At 72.3% G+C, this 20085-nt stretch carries 13 protein-coding genes and 1 pseudogene; 12 read left to right on the top strand and 2 right to left on the bottom strand.

Going from position 1 to position 20085, the window contains the following annotated elements:
* The first annotated feature begins 24 nt into the window (after positions 1-24).
* The 3 genes from A8W25_RS24115 to A8W25_RS24125 all read left to right on the top strand — a co-directional run bounded on the left by A8W25_RS24115 (position 25) and on the right by A8W25_RS24125 (position 4057).
* Positions 25-1446, top strand: coding sequence for an NAD(P)/FAD-dependent oxidoreductase (locus tag A8W25_RS24115; RefSeq protein ID WP_067164870.1), 1422 nt, complete (start codon positions 25-27; stop codon positions 1444-1446).
* 177 nt (positions 1447-1623) lie between these two features.
* The gene (locus tag A8W25_RS24120) at positions 1624-2082 is read left to right on the top strand and encodes a hypothetical protein (RefSeq protein ID WP_067164871.1); all 459 of its coding nucleotides are present in this window, start codon (positions 1624-1626) and stop codon (positions 2080-2082) included.
* 139 nt (positions 2083-2221) lie between these two features.
* Entirely contained in the window at positions 2222-4057 is a 1836-nt protein-coding gene (locus A8W25_RS24125; protein ID WP_067164874.1) for a chitinase, read from the top strand.
* Here the strand turns inward: A8W25_RS24125 and A8W25_RS35620 are convergent.
* Both A8W25_RS35620 and gabT read right to left on the bottom strand, forming a co-directional pair.
* Entirely contained in the window at positions 4008-4526 is a 519-nt protein-coding gene (locus A8W25_RS35620) for a phosphatase PAP2 family protein (protein WP_324616300.1), read from the bottom strand. The two genes, A8W25_RS24125 and A8W25_RS35620, sit on opposite strands and share 50 nt — an antisense overlap.
* 435 nt (positions 4527-4961) lie before the next feature.
* Positions 4962-6296 carry a 4-aminobutyrate--2-oxoglutarate transaminase gene (gabT, locus tag A8W25_RS24135; protein WP_067164877.1) on the bottom strand — a complete coding sequence of 445 codons (1335 nt, stop codon included), beginning with the start codon at positions 6294-6296 and terminating at the stop codon, positions 4962-4964.
* A gap of 141 nt (positions 6297-6437) precedes the next feature.
* On the opposite strand from gabT, the pseudogene A8W25_RS24140 reads away from it, so the two are divergent.
* The 9 genes and pseudogenes from A8W25_RS24140 to rbfA all read left to right on the top strand — a co-directional run.
* Positions 6438-8036: pseudogene (locus tag A8W25_RS24140) on the top strand (ATP/GTP-binding protein); the annotation flags it as partial.
* Between the two features lie 113 nt (positions 8037-8149).
* Positions 8150-9679 carry a PucR family transcriptional regulator gene (locus tag A8W25_RS24145; RefSeq protein WP_067164882.1) on the top strand — a complete coding sequence of 510 codons (1530 nt, stop codon included), beginning with the start codon at positions 8150-8152 and terminating at the stop codon, positions 9677-9679.
* Positions 9680-9818: 139 nt separating this feature from the next.
* Positions 9819-11264 (top strand): aldehyde dehydrogenase family protein, encoded by a 1446-nt coding sequence (locus A8W25_RS24150; RefSeq protein WP_067164884.1) that lies wholly within the window; start codon positions 9819-9821, stop codon positions 11262-11264.
* A gap of 164 nt (positions 11265-11428) precedes the next feature.
* A complete protein-coding gene (locus A8W25_RS24155) occupies positions 11429-13354 on the top strand; it encodes an acyl-CoA dehydrogenase family protein (RefSeq protein ID WP_067164887.1) in 1926 nt (641 codons plus the stop codon).
* A 129-nt stretch (positions 13355-13483) separates the two neighbouring features.
* On the top strand, positions 13484-14734 hold the full coding sequence (gene dxr, locus A8W25_RS24160) for a 1-deoxy-D-xylulose-5-phosphate reductoisomerase (RefSeq protein WP_067164890.1): 1251 nt from the start codon (positions 13484-13486) through the stop codon (positions 14732-14734).
* Positions 14731-16029 (top strand): M50 family metallopeptidase, encoded by a 1299-nt coding sequence (locus tag A8W25_RS24165; RefSeq protein ID WP_067164891.1) that lies wholly within the window; start codon positions 14731-14733, stop codon positions 16027-16029. Before dxr ends, A8W25_RS24165 begins: the two co-directional genes overlap by 4 nt.
* 176 nt (positions 16030-16205) lie before the next feature.
* Positions 16206-19130 (top strand): translation initiation factor IF-2, encoded by a 2925-nt coding sequence (gene infB, locus A8W25_RS32885; protein ID WP_079126345.1) that lies wholly within the window; start codon positions 16206-16208, stop codon positions 19128-19130.
* A 138-nt stretch (positions 19131-19268) separates the two neighbouring features.
* A complete protein-coding gene (locus tag A8W25_RS24175) occupies positions 19269-19562 on the top strand; it encodes a DUF503 domain-containing protein (protein ID WP_067164897.1) in 294 nt (97 codons plus the stop codon).
* Between the two features lie 38 nt (positions 19563-19600).
* Positions 19601-20053: a 30S ribosome-binding factor RbfA gene (rbfA, locus tag A8W25_RS24180; RefSeq protein ID WP_067164900.1), complete on the top strand. Its 453-nt coding sequence runs from the start codon at positions 19601-19603 to the stop codon at positions 20051-20053.
* Positions 20054-20085 lie beyond the last annotated feature (32 nt).

The raw sequence follows: 20085 nt of genomic DNA on the forward strand, positions 1-20085 counted from the left end.
AACCCTTTGAGGGAGTTGGAAGTCATGGCCGTCACCCGAGCCATGCGCAGTGCGGCAGCCCATTCACTGACGGACGCCCAGCCCGTCCCCTTCTGGCTGGAGGACCCGGGCAGGCCCGGCGCCCACCCCGCCCTCGCGGGCGACGAGCGGTGCGACCTGCTCGTCGTCGGCGGCGGCTACAGCGGACTGTGGACCGCGCTCCTGGCCAAGGAGCGCGACCCCGGGCGCGATGTGGTCCTCATCGAGGGCAAGGAGATCGGCTGGGCGGCCTCGGGCCGCAACGGCGGCTTCTGCGCCGCCTCCCTCACCCACGGCCTGGGCAACGGCCTGGCCCGCTGGCCGGACGAGCTGCCCCGCCTGGAGAAGCTGGGCGCGGCCAACCTCGACGCCATCGAGGCGGCCGTCGCCCGCTACTCGCTGGACTGCGACTTCGAGCGCACCGGCGAGATCGACGTGGCCACCGAGCCGCACCAGCTCGACGAGCTGCACGAGATGTACGAGGAGGCGGTGGACCTCGGCTTCGAGGGCCTCGAACTGCTCGACCAGGACGCGATGCGGGCCGAGGTCCACTCGCCGACCTTCCTCGGCGGCCTCTGGGACCGGCGCGGCGTCGCGATGCTCCACCCCGCCAAGCTCGCCTGGGGCCTCAAGCGCGCCTGTCTGGAACTCGGCGTACGGATCTACGAACACACCCCCGGCCTCGATCTGGTCGCGGCCGGACCGGGCATGGCGGTGCGCACCCCGTACGGGCGGATCCTCGCCCGCCGGGTCGCGCTCGGCACCAATGTGTTCCCGTCGCTGGTCAAGCGCGTGCGCGCCTACACCGTCCCGGTGTACGACTACGCGCTGATGACCGAGCCGCTCAGCGCCGAGCAGCTGGCCTCGATCGGCTGGAAGAACCGCCAGGGCCTGGGCGACTCGGCCAACCAGTTCCACTACTTCCGGATCACCGCCGACCACCGCGTCCTGTGGGGCGGCTACGACGCGATCTACAAGTACGGCGGGAAGGTGCGGGCCGAGTACGACGACCGGCCCGCGACCTACCTCAAGCTGGCCGAGCACTTCTTCGACTGCTTCCCGCAGTTGGAGGGGTTGCGTTTCAGCCATGCCTGGGGCGGGGCGATCGACACCTGCTCGCGCTTCTCGGCGTTCTTCGGAACGGCCCACGGCGGCAAGGTCGCGTACGCCGCCGGGTACACCGGCCTCGGCGTCGGCGCGACCCGCTTCGGCGGGGACGTGATGCTCGACCTGCTGGCGGGGGAGCGTACCGAGCGCACCGAGCTGGAGATGGTCCGCAAGAAGCCGCTGCCCTTCCCGCCGGAGCCGGTCGCCTGGGCGGGCATCGGCATCACCAAGTGGGCCCTGGCCCGGGCCGACGCGAACGGCGGCCGCCGCAACCTGTGGCTGAAGGCGATGGACAGGGCGGGCCTGGGCTTCGACAGCTGACCGTCGCACGTTCAACCAGATCATTTCGCTCCCGTACGCGCGGGGGGCGCACAACCCGTGATCTTGGTGCGCCCCGGTTCACTACCGTCAAGTAGCGAAACCCGCGTCATAGCCCGGCCCCACCCCGCTCTCCCCTGGTGACCGCACCATTGCGCGCTCACGGAAGGAAGACCGGGGATGAACGGCTCGGGGCCGAAGACAGCGGTGGAATGGCTGGCGTCGGTGGCGCCGGATCCCGACGCCTGCCGGTGGGAGTGGGAGCGCAACCCCCTCGGGGTCGCGCTGCTTCCCGCCGGCAGGCGCTGGGACGTACTGATCCTGCCGGGCGAACTGGGGCACCCCGCACTCGACGTCCTGCTCCGGCTCGTCGACCGGCCGGGCCCCGTCCTCGCCGACTTCGGCGACGCGCGCCTGGGGTTCTTCGTGCCCCCGGGCACGGCCGCGCGCTGGCTGGGCACCGGGGTGCGCGGGGCCGGTCAGGGGACCTGGATCGTGGTCCCCTACCCGGGCCGGGTCAGCGGCGGGGTGCGCTGGCTCGTCCCGCCCGACGGCTCGGGCACCCTCACCGATCCGGCGCTGCTCGAACTCGCGATGCACGAGGCGGCGGCCCGGATCGCACGGGAGGGGCGGGACTGAGCGGAGTTCCACCGGAGGCAGCGGGGTACTGCCAGAGGTCTTGACAACCCGATTGGTCTGGACCACATTGTGGCGGGCGGCTCGGCCTCGTCATCCCCGCCATTCCCGGAACCGATCCCCCCCATGCCCGGAGGACGTTGTGGACCGCACCGGACGCCTTGCCAGCACCTCCAGCCCCCCCAGACTCCTCGCCGCCCTCACGGCGGCCGTCCTCGCCGCGGGCGCCCTGGTCGCCTCCGCGCAGACCGCCCGCGCCGCCGACACCGAACTGGCCCGCAACGGCGGCTTCGAGGCCGCGCTCGACGGCTGGAGCTGTACGGCCGGCAGCGGCACGGTGGTCACCTCGCCCGTGCACGGCGGAGCCAAGGCCCTCAAGGCCACCCCGGCCGGGAGCGACAACGCCCAGTGCTCCCAGACCGTCACGGTCAAGCCCGACTCCACGTACACCCTGAGCTCGTGGGTGCAGGGCGGCTATGTCTATCTGGGCGCCTCCGGCACCGGCACCACCGACGTCAGCACCTGGACCCAGTCCGCCCCGTCCTGGCAGCAGCTGACCACCACCTTCAAGACCGGCGCCGGCACCACCTCGGTGACCCTCTTCACGCACGGCTGGTACGGCACCGGCGCCTACTACGCCGACGACGTCAGCCTGCTCGGCCCCGGCGGCGGCCCCGTCCAGCTCCCGGCCGCCCCCACCGGTCTGACCGCGGGCTCCGCGACCTCCTCCAGCATCGCCCTGAGCTGGGCCGCCGTCCCCGGCGCCACCGGCTACACCGTCTACCAGGGCGGCGCCAAAGCCCTCTCGGTGAGCGGGACTTCGGCCACCGTGACGGGGCTGACCGCCTCCACCGCGTACACCTTCCAGGTCACCGCCACCAACACGGCCGGCGAGTCCCCGAAGTCCGCCGCCGTGACCGCCTCCACCACCAGCGGCGGAGGAGGGAACCCGGGCGGCGGTCTGCCCACCCACGCGCTCGTCGGCTATCTGCACACCAGCTTCGCCAACGGCTCCGGCTACACCCGGATGGCCGACGTCCCCGACTCCTGGGACGTCATCGACCTGGCCTTCGGCGAGCCGACCTCCGTCACCTCCGGCGACATCCGGTTCGGCCTCTGCCCGGTGAGCGAGTGCCCGGGGGTGGAGTCGGCCGCCGACTTCAAGGCGGCCGTCAAGGCCAAGCAGGCCGCGGGCAAGAAGGTCCTGATCTCCATCGGCGGCCAGAACGGCCAGGTCCAGCTCGCCACCACGGCCGCCCGCGACACCTTCGTCTCGTCCGTCTCGAAGATCATCGACGAGTACGGACTCGACGGCCTGGACGTCGACTTCGAGGGCCACTCGCTCACGCTGAACACCGGCGACACGGACTTCCGCAACCCGACCACGCCGGTCGTCGTGAACCTGATATCGGCGCTGAAGACCCTCAAGGCGAAGTACGGCGCGAAGTTCGTGCTGTCGATGGCCCCGGAGACGTTCTTCGTGCAACTGGGCTACCAGTACTACGGGTCGGGGCCCTGGGGCGGCCAGGACCCGCGCTGCGGCGCCTATCTGCCGGTGATCCACGCCCTGCGCGACGAGCTGACCCTGCTGCACGTCCAGGACTACAACTCGGGCCCGGTCATGGGCCTGGACAACCAGTACCACTCGATGGGCGGCGCGGACTTCCACATCGCCATGACCGACATGCTGCTCACCGGCTTCCCGGTGGCGGGCGACACCAACCGGATGTTCCCGGCGCTCCGCCCCGACCAGGTGGCCATCGGCCTCCCGGCGTCCACCAACGCGGGCAACGGCCACACCGCCCCCGCCGAGGTCACCAAGGCGCTGGACTGCCTGACCAAGAAGGCGAACTGCGGCGCGTACCAGACCCATGGGAGCTGGCCGGGGCTGCGCGGTCTGATGACCTGGTCCGTCAACTGGGACCGGTTCAACGGCGGGGAGTTCTCGAAGAACTTCGACGCATACCCATGGAGCTGAGCAGCAGGAGCATCCCGCACAGACAGCCGCTCGCCAGCACGTCCAGGGGCCAGTGGTAGCCGTGCAGCACCAGACCGGTGCCCGTCGCCGCGGTGAGTACGCCCGCGGCGGCGGGCATCACCCATGCCCGGCGCGGGGCGGTGTACCGGGCGAGCAGCAGGGCCGCGCCGCCGTACGCCACCATCGCGGTCGCCGTGTGGCCGGACGGGTAGTAGCCGGTGTCCGCGGTGAGCGGGCCCGCGCGGTCGGTCCAGATCTTCAGCGGTACGACGAGCGCCGGGACCAGGGCCATGGCGGCGGCCGTGACCAGCGCGTCCAGACGCGCGCCGCGCCACACCGCGTACCCGAGGGCGAGTGCGAGCACCGGCAGGGCGACGGGCATGGAGCCCAGGTCGGCCAGGATCTCGGCCAGGCCCTGGGGGCCGCGGCCCGCCAGATGGCCGTCCACCCGCTCGTCGAGGCGGCGCAACGGGCCGTCGGCGACGACCTGCCAGGTCAGCAGGGAGAAGAGCGCCGCGAGGGCGGCGAAGAGGAAAGCCGGCCGCCCCGGAACAGGGGGGGAGGTTCCGGGGCGGCCGCCGTGACCGGTGTGCCGTGCGCCCCGGGGGGTGTGGGGCGCACAGCCATCCGATCGGTGAGGAGTTCCGGAGCCAGAAGCGCCGGCGGTGTGCGCCAGGGCACGACCAGAACGAGGCTGGGGACGCGCCGCCCTGGAGCCGCCCGCAGTCACCTGCGGGCGAGGTGTTTCTCTCATCTGCAGAAACCGTACGGCAGCGAGAGGGGGACCGACAGCCGGATTCCCATCCCGCCATCGGCCCCCCACACGTTCTTCACAGGCCGGGGTCCCGCCCTGTGATCAGGCCCGCGACGGGGCCTGTGATCAGCCCTGTGACAGGCCCGCTGATCAGAGCGCGGTGAAGGCCTGCTCGATGATGTCGAGGCCCTCGTTCAGCAGGTCCTCGCCGATGACCAGCGGCGGCAGGAAGCGCAGAACGTTGCCGTAGGTGCCGCAGGTCAGGACCAGCAGGCCCTCCGCGTGGCAGGCCTTGGCGAGCGCCGCGGCGGCGGCCGCGTGCGGCTCCTTGGTGGCGCGGTCCTGGACGAGCTCGATGGCGATCATGGCGCCGCGGCCGCGGATGTCGCCGATGATGTCGAACTTCTCGGCCATGGCGGACAGGCGGCCCTTCATGACCTCCTCGATGCGCTTGGCCTTGCCGTTGAGGTCGAGCTCCTTCATGGTCTCGATCGCACCGAGGGCGCCGGCGCAGGCCACCGGGTTGCCGCCGTAGGTGCCGCCGAGGCCGCCCGCGTGCGCGGCGTCCATGATCTCGGCGCGGCCGGTCACGGCGGAGAGCGGCAGACCGCCCGCGATGCCCTTGGCGGTGGTGATCAGGTCCGGGACGATGCCCTCGTCCTCACAGGCGAACCACTGGCCGGTGCGGCAGAAGCCGGACTGGATCTCGTCGGCGACGAAGACGATCCCGTTGTCCTTGGCGAACTGCGCGATCGCGGGCAGGAAGCCCTTGGCGGGCTCGATGAAGCCGCCCTCGCCGAGGACCGGCTCGATGATGATCGCGGCGACGTTGTCGGCGCCGATCTGCTTGGTGATGTTGTCGATCGCCTGGGCGGCGGCCTCGGGGCCGCAGTTCTCGGCGCCGGTCGGCCAGCGGTAGCCGTAGGCGACCGGGACGCGGTAGACCTCGGGCGCGAACGGGCCGAAGCCGTTCTTGTACGGCATGTTCTTGGCGGTCAGCGCCATCGTCAGGTTGGTACGGCCGTGGTAGCCGTGGTCGAAGACGACGACGGCCTGGCGCTTGGTGTACGCACGGGCGATCTTGACGGCGTTCTCGACGGCCTCGGCACCGCTGTTGAACAGGGCGGACTTCTTGGCGTGGTCGCCCGGGGTGAGCTCGGCGAGGGCCTCGGCGACCTCGACGTAGCCCTCGTACGGCGTGACCATGAAGCAGGTGTGGGTGAAGTCCGCGAGCTGCGCGGAGGCGCGGCGCACGACCGCCTCGGCGGAGGCGCCGACGCTGGTGACGGCGATGCCGGAACCGAAGTCGATCAGACGGTTGCCGTCGACGTCCTCGATGATGCCGCCGCCCGCGCGCGCGGTGAAGACGGGCAGGGTGGAGCCCACGCCGGCCGCGACCGCGGCCAGGCGACGGGCCTGCAGCTCCTGCGACTTGGGGCCGGGGATCGCGGTGACGATGCGGCGCTCCTGCGGGATCGCGGTCATGAGGGCTCCTGGGGGATCTGCGTCTTCGGACGCGGGGGTTTTGGACGCTTCCTTGGCTTTCTTCGCAGGCTAGGGGTCGCGGGGTGGTGCGGGCATGCGCCGTTAGGGAGTGGTGGGGGTGTGTCGTTGTCCGTGGCGGACATAGCGGCCCGGTCTTCGTCTGCGGGCCGGTGGCCCAGCCCCGCCGACTGGCCCCAGCTGCGCGAGGCCGGGCAGCACGCGGCCGCCGACCGGCTGGCCACCGACGCGGAGAGCGGCCGGATGAACGACGTGGACTGCGCCCGTATCCGGCGCGCCTGGACCTCGGTCGTCGCCGACCCCGCCCGGCTCCCCGCCTTCACCGACGCGGTGCTGCGCGACGGCGCGCGCGCCTGTCTGCACCCCTCCGGCGACCGCGACCTGCCCGCCCGCGCCGCCACCCACGACCTGCTCACCTCCCAGGTGCGGATCGGCCGGTTCGCCGACCTGGAGAACAACCCGCCCGCCCGCCGGGGCGCGGGCGCGGCCGTCGACCCGGCGGCGCTCGGCACCTCGCTGCTCGCCCTCGGCCCCTCCGGCGCGGGCAAGACCGGCCGGCTGGTGCGGCCCGTGGTGGAGTCGCTGGCGCTCCAGGCGCTGGCCGGGCAGGCCGCGGTGGTCGCCGTCGGCGCCGCGGGCACCCCGCTGGGCGCGGACGAGGCGTACGACGTGATCGTGCGGCCCGGCGACCCGGCCTCCGAGTACGACCTGGACCTCTACGGCGGCACCGTCGACCCCGACGAGGCCGCCGCCCTGCTCGCCGAGGGCTGCGCCGGTGACCTGCCCGAGGCCGACGTCCGGCGGGCCGCGACAGCGCTCGCCCAACTGCTCGGCCCCTACCGGGCGGCCTACGGCCGCTTCCCCTCGGTGCCCCGGCTGCGCGAGCTCCTGGACGGCTCCGGCGACGCGCTGGACGCGTTGCGCGCCGACCTCGACCGCGAGGCGCACCCCGCGCTCCACCGCGAGCTGGACGCGCGCGCCCGGCAGGCCGACATCCCCGGCGACCCCGGCCTGGTCCTCGCGGACCGCCTCGCCCCGCTCGACCGGCCCGCCTTCGCCGCCTTCTTCGACACCACCGGCCACAGCCGCCCGTTCTCGCTGCGCGCCCTGGAACACCCCGTACGGGTGCGGGTCGACCTGCCCGAGCGGGCGCACCCGGAGGCGGCGCGGCTGCTGAACCGGCTGCTGCTCGCCCAGTTCACGACGAACGCGATGGGCCGCCAGGACCGCTCGCTCTTCGCCTGTCTGGTCCTGGACGACGCCACGCACGCGGTGACCGCGGGCTCCGTCCGGGCGCTGCAACGGCTGCGGCAGGCCAACGCCGGGGTGGTGCTCACCCTGCGCGCCCTGGCCGACGTGCCCGAGCGGCTGCACACCCCGCTGCTCGCCTCGGTCGGCTGCCAGATGGCGTTCCGCGGGGTCACCACCTGGGACGGGCAGCTCCTGGCGCAGCTGTGGGGCACCGAGTGGATCGAGACGACGGAGGTCGCCAAGCACGCGGTCTTCGCCGACCAGCCGCTGACCCGGGCGCTGCACTCGCTGCGCAAGCTGGCCACGGGCAAGCCGGTGACCCGGGACGCGGTCACCGTGCGCAAGGTCGAGCGGGAGCGCTGGTCCGCCTCCCAGCTCGCCCACCAGGTGCCCGCCGGGCACGCGGTGCTCTCGCTCACCGACGTCGGGGGCGAGCACGCGCCGCCGCTCCTGGTGGACCTACGGGGCTGAGGGCTCACGGGGGCGCCGCGGGGAGCGCCGCGAACCCGCCGTCCTGGCAGAATCGGGGTGCGCCCTTCATACGGGACGGCGCATTCCCCTGTCGAAGGTCGTCGAAGCCCCCCATGCCGCCCACCCTCGCCTCCCTCGTCCAGCACTCGGCGCTGAAGCTCACCGTGCGCGCGGGCGAGGGCCGGCTGGACACGCCGGTGCGCTGGGCGCACGTCAGCGAGCTGGCCGACCCCGTCCCGTACATGGAGGGCGGCGAGCTCCTCCTCATCACCGCGATGACGCTGGACGCCGAGGATCCGCAGACGATGCGGCGCTATGTGCGCCGCCTGATGGGCGCCGGGGTCGTCGGGCTCGGCTTCGCGGTCGGCGTCACCTACGACACGGTGCCGGACGCGCTGCTCGACGCGGCCCGCGAGGAGGACTTCCCCCTTCTGGAGGTGCCGCGCCGCACCCCGTTCCTGGCGATCTCCAAGGCCGTCTCGGCGGCGATCTCGGCCGACCAGTACCGGGCGGTGACGGCGGGCTTCGAGGCCCAGCGCGAACTGACCCGGGCCGCGCTCGCGGGCCCCGGCGACCTGCTCGCCCGGCTCGCGGCGCACGTGGACGGCTGGGCGGCGCTGTACGACACGGCGGGCGCGGTGGTGGCGGTGCGGCCGGAGTGGGCGGGGCGGCGGGCGGCCCGGCTCACCGCCGACGTGGCCCGGCTGCGGGACCGGGCGGCGCCGGCCAGCGCGGTGGTCGGCGGCTCCGACGACCGCGTCGAGCTCCAGTCCCTGGGGACGGGCCGCCGGGTGCGCGGGGCGCTGGCGGTCGGTACGGGGGCGCCGCTGGGTACGGCCGAGCGGTACGCGGTGCACTCCGCGGTCGCGCTGCTGACCCTCACCACGGAGCGGACGCGGGCCCTCCAACTGGCCGAGCAGCGCCTGGGCGCGGCGGTGCTGCGGATGCTGCTGTCCGGGCAGCAGGACCACGCCCGGGCGGTGGCGGGCGATCTGTACGGCGGCCTCCTCGACGCCCCCTTCCGGCTCGTCATCGCCGAGACCGAGGGGGAGGCGGCCGACCTCGGGGTGCTCGCCGAGGCGATGGAGTCGGCGGCGGCGCGCTCCGGCGAGGCGGTCCTGGTGGTCCCCGAGGGCGACCGGCTGGTGGTCCTCGCGTCGGACGGCGGCGACGCGGTGGCCGCGTGCGTCTCCTTCACCCCCGAGGAGGGTGGCGAACTGGTGATCGGCCTCTCCGCCCCCGCCGGGCCGATAGCGGCGGCGTCCGCGTACAAGCAGGCCGAGCAGGCCCTGTCGGTGGCCCGGCGGCGCGGCCGCCCGCTGGTCGAGCACGAGGAGCTGGTGGCGGGCTCGCTGGTGCCGCTGCTCGCGGACGACGCGGTACGGGCGTTCGCCGACGGGATGCTGCGGGCGCTCTACGAGCACGACGCGACCGGCCGCGGCGACCTGGTGGCCTCGCTCCGGGCGTGGCTGTCGCGCCACGGCCAGTGGGACGCGGCGGCGGCGGACCTGGGGGTGCACCGCCACACGCTCCGCTACCGGATGCGGCGCGTGGAGGAGATCCTGGGCCGCTCCCTGGACGACCCGGACGTCCGAATGGAACTGTGGCTGGCCCTGAAGACAACGGCTTCCCAGGACACGTGATCGCCCCCTCCAAAAGGGTGTGGGCGGGCGGCGTATCACTCCACCCCGGACAAACCCCGACCCGCCCGGACCGGCCTACGGTGGGAGGGACAAGCGCAGATCCATCTCCCCATCTACCTCGGAAGGGCCGGGATTCGACATGACTTCCACCCACGCCTTCTGGCTCGCCGGCCGCCAGGCCACCGGTGAGGACAGCTTCGACGTCACCTCCCCCTGGGACGGCCGGCTGGTCGGCAAGGTGAGCGTGCCCACCGAGGCCCAGGTCGAGGAGGCCGTCGCCGCCGCGCACGCCGTGGTCGACGAGTTCGCCGCGACCCCCGCGCACGTACGCGCCGCGGCCCTCGACCACGTCTCCAAGCGCCTCACCGAGCGCACCGAGGAGATCGCCCAGCTCATCTCCGCCGAGAACGGCAAGCCCATCAAGTGGGCCCGCGGCGAGGTCGGCCGTGCCGTCTCCGTGTTCCGGTTCGCGGCCGAGGAGGCCCGGCGCTTCAACGGTGGCGAGGCCCAGCGGCTGGACACCGACGCGGGTGGCAAGGGCCGTCTCGCCCTCACCCGCCGCTTCCCCAAGGGCGTCGTCCTCGGCATCGCGCCGTTCAACTTCCCGCTGAACCTGTGCGCCCACAAGGTCGCCCCGGCCATCGCCGTCGGCGCGCCGATCATCCTCAAGCCGGCCCCGGCCACCCCGCTCTCGGGCCTCATCCTCGGTGAGCTGCTCGCCGAGACCGAGCTGCCCGCCGGCTCGTGGAGCGTCCTGCCGGTCGCCAACGACAAGATGCCGGCCCTGGTGCAGGACGACCGCCTCCCGGTCATCTCCTTCACCGGCTCCGACAAGGTCGGCTACGCGATCATGGACTCGGTGCCGCGCAAGCACTGCACCCTGGAGCTCGGCGGCAACGGCGCCGCGGTCGTCCTTGCCGACTTCGCCTCGGACGAGGACCTGGACTGGGCGGCGACCCGTATCGCCACCTTCTCCAACTACCAGGGCGGCCAGTCCTGCATCTCCGTGCAGCGCGTGATCGCCGACGCCGCCGTGTACGACCGGCTGCTGCCGAAGATCGTCGCGGCCGTCGAGGCCCAGGTCACCGGCGACCCGTCCGACTCCGCCACCGACGTCGGCCCGCTGGTCAGCGAGGACGCCGCCAAGCGCGTGGAGTCCTGGGTCGACGAGGCCGTCTCGGCCGGCGCCAAGCTGCTCGCGGGCGGCAAGCGCGACGGCGCCGCCTACGCCCCGACCGTCCTCACCGAGGTCCCGGCCGACACCACCCTCGCCTGCGAGGAGGTCTTCGGACCGGTCCTCACCGTGCAGAAGGTGGACGGCGAGGACGAGGCCTTCGCGGCCGTCAACTCCTCCAAGTACGGCCTCCAGGCGGGCGTCTTCACGCACAACGTGCAGACCGCCTTCCGCGCCCACCGCGCCCTGGAGGTCGGCGGCGTGATCGTCGGCGACGTCCCCTCGTACCGCGCGGACCAGATGCCGTACGGCGGCGCCAAGGCCTCCGGCGTCGGCCGCGAGGGCGTGCGCTACGCGATGGACGACTACACCTACGAGCGTGTGCTGGTCCTGACGGGCCTCGCCCTCTAGGACGTACGTACGGACACGGCCGGAGCCCACCGACGGGCTCCGGCCGTTTCGCGTCCCAGGGGTGGTCGGGCCGCCGGGAATCGGGTACATACGGACGAGTAGCACTGTCCGGTAACGGGTGCGTGCGCGCGCCCCGACAACCTCGCGGCGAGGAGAACCCCTCAATGACCGCACCACACGGCACACCCAAGGTCTCCGAGCGCGAAGCGCGCCGGGTCGCCGAAGCCGCGCGCGAGCAGGACTGGCGCAAGCCGAGCTTCGCGAAGGAACTCTTCCTCGGGCGTTTCCGGCTCGACCTCATCCATCCGCATCCGCTGCCCGCCACGGACGACGTGGAGCGCGGCGAGGCGTTCCTCGCCAAGCTGCGGGACTTCTGCGAGACGAAGATCGACGGCGCCCTGATCGAGCGCGAGTCGCAGATCCCCGACGAGGTGATCAACGGGCTCAAGGAGCTCGGCGCCCTCGGGATGAAGATCGACACCAAGTACGGCGGCCTCGGCCTCACCCAGGTGTACTACAACAAGGCGCTCGCCCTCGTTGGTTCCGCCAGCCCCGCGATCGGCGCGCTGCTCTCGGCGCACCAGTCGATCGGCGTACCGCAGCCGCTGAAGCTCTTCGGCACCCAGGAGCAGCGGGACACCTTCCTGCCGCGCTGCGCCCGTACGGACATCTCCGCCTTCCTGCTCACCGAGCCGGACGTCGGCTCGGACCCGGCCCGGCTCGCCACCTCGGCGGTACCGGACGGCGACGACGCGTACGTCCTGGACGGTGTGAAGCTCTGGACCACCAACGGCGTGGTGGCCGACCTGCTGGTCGTCATGGCGCGGGTGCCGAAGTCCGAGGGGCACAAGGGCGGCATCACCGCCTTCGTCGTCGAGGCCGACTCACCCGGTGTCACCGTGGAGAACCGCAACGCCTTCATGGGGCTGCGCGGCATCGAGAACGGCGTGACCCGCTTCCACCAGGTCCGCGTCCCCGCCTCGCACCGGATCGGCCCCGAGGGCGCCGGGCTGAAGATCGCCCTGACCACGCTGAACACCGGCCGCCTCTCGCTGCCCGCGATGTGCGTCGGGGCGGGCAAGTGGTGTCTGAAGATCGCCCGGGAGTGGTCGGCGGCGCGTGAGCAGTGGGGCAAGCCGATCGCCCAGCACGAGGCCGTCGGCAGCAAGATCTCGTTCATCGCGGCCACCACCTTCGCCCTGGAGGCGGTGCTCGACCTGTCCTCGCAGATGGCCGACGAGGACCGCAACGACATCCGTATCGAGGCGGCCCTCGCCAAGCTCTACGGCTCCGAGATGGCCTGGCTGATGGCCGACGAACTGGTCCAGATCCGCGGCGGGCGCGGCTTCGAGACCGCCGACTCGCTGGCCGCCCGGGGCGAGCGGGCCGTACCGGCCGAGCAGATCCTGCGCGATCTGCGCATCAACCGGATCTTCGAGGGCTCCACCGAGATCATGCATCTGCTGATCGCGCGCGAGGCGGTCGACGCCCATCTGTCGGTCGCGGGCGATCTGATCGACCCCGACAAGAAGCTGCCCGACAAGGCCAAGGCGGGTGCGGGCGCCGCCGCCTTCTACGCCCGCTGGCTGCCCAAACTGCTCTCCGGGCCCGGTCAACTGCCCAACTCCTACAGCGAGTTCGGCGATCTGGCGCAGCACATCCGGTACGTCGAGCGGTCCTCCCGCAAGCTGGCCCGCTCCACGTTCTACGCGATGTCGCGCTGGCAGGGCCGGATGGAGACCAAACAGGGCTTCCTCGGCCGGATCGTGGACATCGGCGCCGAACTCTTCGCGATGAGCGCCGCCTGTGTACGGGCGGAGCTGCTGCGGGCGACCGGTGAGCACGGCCGCGAGGCCCATCAGCTGGCCGACGTCTTCTGCCGGCAGGCCCGGATCCGGGTGGACGAGCTCTTCGAGCGGCTGTGGGCCAACACCGACGAGCTGGACCGCAGGGTCGTCACCGGGGTGCTGGCCGGGGCGTACACCTGGCTGGAGGAGGGCGTCGTCGACCCGTCCGGCGACGGCCCGTGGATCGCGGACGCGACACCGGGGCCCGCGAAGGGCGACAACGTCCACCGCCCGATCCGCTGAATCCGCCGGGCCGTTGGGACACCCGGGGGGCCCGCTCCCGGGTGTCCCGACGGCTCCGGAACACGCCGCGCGGACCCCGCACGGGGGAGTGCTGTCCCGGCGCACAGCCGATGCGGCAAGAATGGGGGCATGAGCGACAGCCCAGCCCCCCTCGCCGACCCGCACATCGCCTTCGACCCCGCTGAAGGCCGCCGGGACATCGTCGTCCTCGGCTCCACCGGGTCCATCGGCACCCAGGCCATCGACCTGGTGCTGCGCAACCCCGACCGGTTCCGCGTCACCGCGCTCGCCGCGTCGGGCGGACGGGTCGCGCTCCTGGCCGAGCAGGCGCGCCGGCTGCGGGTCCGCACGGTCGCGGTCGCCCGGCCGGACGCCGTGCCCGCGCTGCGCGAGGCGCTGACGGAGCAGTACGGCGCGGAGCCGCTGCCCGAGATCCTCGCCGGACCCGACGCGGCCGCCGAGCTCGCCGCCTCCGAGTGCCACACCGTCCTCAACGGCATCACCGGCTCCATCGGCCTGGCGCCCACCCTGGCCGCCCTGGAGGCGGGCCGCACGCTCGCCCTCGCCAACAAGGAGTCGCTGATCGTCGGCGGCCCCCTGGTGAAGGCGCTCGCCAAGCCCGGCCAGATCATCCCGGTCGACTCCGAGCACGCCGCCCTCTTCCAGGCCCTCGCCGCGGGCACCCGCGCCGATGTACGCAAGCTGGTGGTCACCGCCTCCGGCGGCCCCTTCCGCGGCCGTACGCGCGCGGAGCTGGCGGACGTGACGCCCGAGGACGCCCTCGCACACCCCACCTGGGCCATGGGCCCGGTGATCACGGTCAATTCGGCCACCCTGGTGAACAAGGGCCTCGAAGTCATCGAGGCGCACCTGCTGTACGACATCCCCTTCGACCGGATCGAGGTGGTCGTGCACCCGCAGTCCTACGTCCACTCCATGGTCGAGTTCACCGACGGCTCCACCCTCGCCCAGGCCACCCCGCCCGATATGCGCGGCCCGATCGCCATCGGCATCGGCTGGCCCGAGCGGGTGCCCGACGCGGCCCCGGCCTTCGACTGGACCAAGGCGTCGAGCTGGGAGTTCTTCCCGCTGGACACCGAGGCCTTCCCCTCGGTCGGACTCGCCCGGCACGTCGGGGAGCTGGGCGGTACGGCTCCGGCGGTGTTCAATGCCGCGAACGAGGAGTGCGTGGACGCTTTCCTCGCGGGACGGCTGCCTTTCAACGGCATCATGGATACGGTCACAGAGGTCGTGGCCGAGCACGGCACCCCCGCGGAGGGAACCTCCCTCACGGTCTCGGACGTCCTGGAAGCGGAGACCTGGGCACGGGCCCGGGCCCGTGAACTCGCGGTGAAGGCGACAGCAAAGGCGCGCGCATGACGATTCTGATGACGGTCCTCGGCATAGTCGTCTTCGTGGTCGGCCTGCTCGTCTCGATCGCGTGGCACGAACTGGGCCACCTCTCCACGGCCAAGATGTTCGGCATCCGGGTGCCGCAGTACATGGTCGGCTTCGGCCCGACCATCTGGTCGCGCAAGAAGGGCGACACCGAGTACGGCATCAAGGCGGTCCCGCTCGGCGGCTACATCCGCATGATCGGCATGTTCCCGCCCGGCGAGGACGGGCGGATCACCGCGCGCTCCACCTCGCCCTGGCGCGGCATGATCGAGGACGCCCGCTCGGCCGCCTTCGAGGAGCTCCAGCCCGGCGACGAGACGCGCCTCTTCTACACGCGCAAGCCGTGGAAGCGCGTGATCGTGATGTTCGCCGGCCCGTTCATGAACCTGATCCTCGCCGTGGCGATCTTCTTCGGCGTGATGATGACGTTCGGCGTCAACACCCAGACCACCCAGGTCGGCAAGGTCTCCGACTGTGTGATCTCGCAGAAGGAGCAGCGCGACAGCTGCAGGGCCTCGGACCCGGTGGCCCCCGCCAAGCAGGCCGGTCTGAAGGCCGGTGACAAGATCGTCGCGTTCAACGGCGAGAAGGTCGGCGACTGGTCGGCGCTGCAGAAGCACATCCGCGACACCATCGGCCCGGCCACCATCACGGTCCAGCGCGACGGCAAGCCGGTGGACCTGCACGCCAGCCTGATCAAGAACGACGTCGCCAGGATCGACGGCTCCGGCAACTACACCTCCGGCACCACCTCGGCGGGCTTCCTCGGCTTCAGTCCCGCCACCGGCATCGTCCAGCAGTCCTTCGGCGAGTCCGTGGACCGCATGGGCGACATGATGCGCTCCGGAGTGAAGTCGCTGGTCGCGATCCCCTCCAAGGTCCCCGACCTGTGGAACGCGGCCTTCAACGGCGAGGACCGCAAGGCCGACTCCCCGATGGGCGTCGTCGGCGCGGCCCGGGTCGGCGGCGAGGTGTTCACCCTGGACATCCCGCCGGAGAACCAGATCGCGATGATGCTGTTCCTGGTCGCCGGGTTCAACCTCTCCCTGTTCCTGTTCAACATGCTGCCGCTGCTGCCGCTGGACGGCGGGCACATCGCGGGCGCGCTGTGGGAGTCCCTGCGCCGCACGGTCGCCCGCGTCTTCAAGCGCCCCGACCCGGGCCCGTTCGACGTGGCGAAGCTGATGCCGGTCGCGTACGTGGTGGCCGGGATCTTCATCTGCTTCACGCTGCTCGTGCTCGTCGCGGACGTGGTGAACCCGGTGAAGATCTCGTAGGGACGTACGTGTCGTACGCGTGTCGGGGGCGGGCCGGGTGCATGGAGTGCCCGGTCCGTCCCTTTGCGTGAACTCGCGGGGCACGGTGTGCTTGCGTGCCCTGGGGTGCCGTAACCTCGGAGGCTGGAGCCCGCCGATCTCGGGACCTTGATCCACACCTTGGGGTTGCACAGCAGATGACTGCGATTTCACTGGGAATGCCGTCCGTCCCGACCAGGCTGGCCGAGCGCCGCAAGAGCCGTCAGATCCAGGTCGGGTCGGTGGCGGTCGGCGGGGATGCCCCTGCCGCCGAGGCCCCCAAGAGCAGCACCCCGTCCGCGGCACCGGCCTCCGGCCCGCGTCCGGGTCCCAAGCCCGCGCCGGCCAAGCCCGCCCCGGCGGCTCCGGTCCCCGCGGCCGAGTTCTCGGCTCCGGCGGCTCAGGCCCCCGCGCCGCAGCAGCAGCAGGCCCCGCGTCCCGCGGGTGCCACCCCCGGCCCGCGTCCGGCCGCCCGTCCCGCCGCCTCCGGCGGTCAGGGCGAGCGTCAGGGCGGCGAGCGCCAGGGTGCCCGTCCGGGTGCCCCGCGTCCGCAGGGCCAGGGCGCCCCGCGTCCGGGCGGTGCCCGTCCGGCCGGTCCGCGTCCGGGCAACAACCCCTTCACCTCCGGCGGCTCCACCGGCATGGCGCGTCCGCAGACGCCCCGTCCCGGCGGCGGCGCGCCCCGTCCCGGCGGCGCCGGTGCCCCCGGTGGCGCCCCGCGTCCGCAGGGCGGTCCCGGTGGCGCTCCGCGTCCCCAGGGCCAGGGTGCTCCCTCCGGGCGTCCCAGCCCGGGCGGTATGCCCCGGCCGCAGGGCGGCGCCCCGCGTCCGGGCGGTGCCCCGGGCGGCGGCGGTAACCGTCCCAACCCCGGCATGATGCCGCAGCGTCCCGCTGCGGGCCCGCGTCCCGGCGGTGGCCCCGGCGGCGGCCGTGGTCCCGGTGGCCCCGGTGGCCGTCCGGGCGGCGCCGGCCGTCCTGCGGGCGGCGGCTTCGCCGGCCGTCCGGCCGGTCCCGGCGGCGGCGGTCGTCCCGGTGGCGGCGGCGGCTTCGGCGGTCGTCCCGGCGGTGGCGGTGGCGCTCCCGGTGGTGGCGGCGGCTTCGGCGGCGGTCGTCCCGGCTTCGCCGGTCGTCCCGGCGGCCCCGGTGGCCGTGGCGGCACGCAGGGTGCCTTCGGCCGTCCCGGCGGGCCCGCCCGTCGCGGTCGCAAGTCGAAGCGTCAGAGGCGCCAGGAGTACGAGGCCATGCAGGCCCCGTCCGTGGGCGGCGTGATGCTCCCCCGCGGCAACGGCGAGACCGTTCGCCTGTCGCGCGGTGCGTCGCTCACCGACTTCGCGGAGAAGATCAACGCCAACCCGGCGTCGCTGGTCGCGGTCATGATGAACCTCGGCGAGATGGTCACTGCCACGCAGTCCGTCTCCGACGAGACCCTCCAGCTCCTCGCCGGCGAGATGAACTACCAGGTTCAGATCGTCAGCCCGGAGGAGGAGGACCGCGAGCTGCTCGAGTCCTTCGACATCGAGTTCGGCGAGGACGAGGGCGGCGAGGAGTACCTCGTGGCGCGTCCGCCGGTCGTCACCGTCATGGGTCACGTCGACCACGGAAAGACCCGACTGCTCGACGCGATCCGCAAGACGAACGTCGTGGCGGGCGAGGCCGGTGGCATCACCCAGCACATCGGTGCCTACCAGGTCGGCACCGAGGTCAACGGTGAAGAGCGCAAGATCACCTTCATCGACACCCCGGGTCACGAGGCGTTCACCGCCATGCGTGCCCGTGGTGCCAAGTCGACCGACATCGCGATCCTCGTGGTCGCGGCCAACGACGGCGTCATGCCGCAGACGATCGAGGCGCTCAACCACGCCAAGGCCGCCGGCGTCCCGATCGTCGTCGCGGTCAACAAGATCGACGTCGAGGGTGCGGACCCGGTCAAGGTCCGCGGTCAGCTGACCGAGTTCGGTCTGGTGGCCGAGGAGTACGGCGGCGACACCATGTTCGTCGACATCTCCGCCAAGCAGGGTCTGCACATCGACTCCCTGCTGGAGGCCGTCGTCCTCACCGCCGACGCCTCGCTCGACCTGCGGGCCAACCCGGAGCAGGACGCGCAGGGCATCGCGATCGAGGCCCACCTCGACCGCGGTCGCGGCGCCGTCGCCACCGTCCTCGTCCAGCGCGGTACCCTCCGCGTCGGCGACACGATGGTCGCCGGTGACGCCTACGGCCGAGTCCGCGCGATGCTCGACGACAAGGGCGAGAACGTGGAAGAGGCGGGTCCCTCGACTCCGGTCCTCGTCCTCGGTCTCACCAACGTCCCGGGCGCGGGCGACAACTTCCTGGTGGTCGACGAGGACCGTACGGCCCGTCAGATCGCCGAGAAGCGCGCCGCCCGCGAGCGCAACGCGGCCTTCGCCAAGCGCACCCGCCGGGTGTCCCTCGAGGACCTCGACAAGGTGCTCAAGGCCGGTCTGGTCCAGGACCTCAACATCATCATCAAGGGCGACGCGTCCGGTGCGGTCGAGGCTCTCGAGTCCTCGCTGCTCCAGCTCGACGTCGGTGAAGAGGTCGACATCCGCATCCTGCACCGCGGTGTGGGTGCGGTCACCGAGTCCGACATCGACCTGGCGATGGGCTCCGACGCCATCGTCATCGGCTACAACGTCCGTGCGGCCGGCCGTGCCGCGCAGATGGCGGAGCGCGAGGGCGTCGACGTCCGCTACTACTCGGTGATCTACCAGGCCATCGAGGAGATCGAGGCGGCCCTCAAGGGCATGCTCAAGCCGGAGTACGAGGAGGTCGAGCTCGGCACCGCGGAGATCCGCGAGGTCTTCCGCTCGTCCAAGCTCGGCAACATCGCGGGTGTGCTCATCCGCTCCGGCGAGGTCAAGCGGAACACGAAGGCCCGCCTCCTCCGGGACGGCAAGGTCATCGCGGAGAGCCTCAACATCGAGGGTCTGCGCCGCTTCAAGGACGACGTCACCGAGATCCGCGAAGGCTTCGAGGGCGGTATCAACCTCGGAAACTTCAACGACATCAAGATCGACGACGTCATCGCGACGTACGAGATGCGCGAGAAGCCGCGCGGCTGATCGTCGTATCGATTCGGGGCCGGTCGGCGGAGTTTATTTCCGTCGATCGGCCCCGGCCGTTGCGTGTACGGTTCTGGTGTCCCCGCCAAGTCATTGGTGGGGCCATCTACCCCGGACCGGCGGGATATCCGGACACCTATGTATGTGGGGACGCTGTCCTTCGATCTGCTCCTCGGCGACGTACGGTCGCTGAAGGAAAAACGCTCCGTCGTCCGGCCGATCGTCGCCGAACTCCAGCGCAAGTACGCGGTGAGCGCGGCGGAAGTCGGCGACCAGGATCTCCATCGCAGGGCCGAGATCGGCCTGGCGGTGGTCTCCGGCGACACGGGGCACCTCACAGACGTACTGGACCGGTGCGAGCGCATGGTCGCCGCCCGGCCGGAGGTGGAGCTGCTGTCGGTGCGACGCAGGCTCCACAGTGACGAAGACTGAAACCTGAGCTTGAGCAAGGCAAAGAAGGAGAAGGACCAGTGGCCGACAACGCGCGGGCGAAGAAGCTGGCGGACCTCATCCGGGAGGTGGTCGCCCAGAAGCTGCAGCGCGGCATCAAGGACCCGCGCCTCGGTACGCACGTGACCATCACGGACACCAGGGTCACCGGCGACCTGCGGGAGGCCACGGTCTTCTACACGGTCTACGGCGACGACGAGGACCGGGCCAGCGCGGCCGCCGGACTGGAGAGCGCCAAGGGCATCCTGCGCTCCGCGGTCGGGGCCGCCGCCGGCACCAAGTTCACGCCGACCCTGACGTTCGTGGCGGACGCCCTCCCGGAGAACGCCAAGACGATCGAGGACCTCCTCGACAAGGCGCGGGCCTCGGACGCCGCGGTGCGCGAGGTCTCCTCGGGCGCCAAGTACGCCGGCGACGCCGACCCGTACAAGAAGCCCGGTGACGAGGACGACGAGGGTACCGCCGCCGAATGAGCCAGAACCGGACGCCGGACGGCCTTGTCATC

The organism is Streptomyces sp. ERV7, assembly GCF_001653515.1.
Taxonomy (GTDB): domain Bacteria; phylum Actinomycetota; class Actinomycetes; order Streptomycetales; family Streptomycetaceae; genus Streptomyces.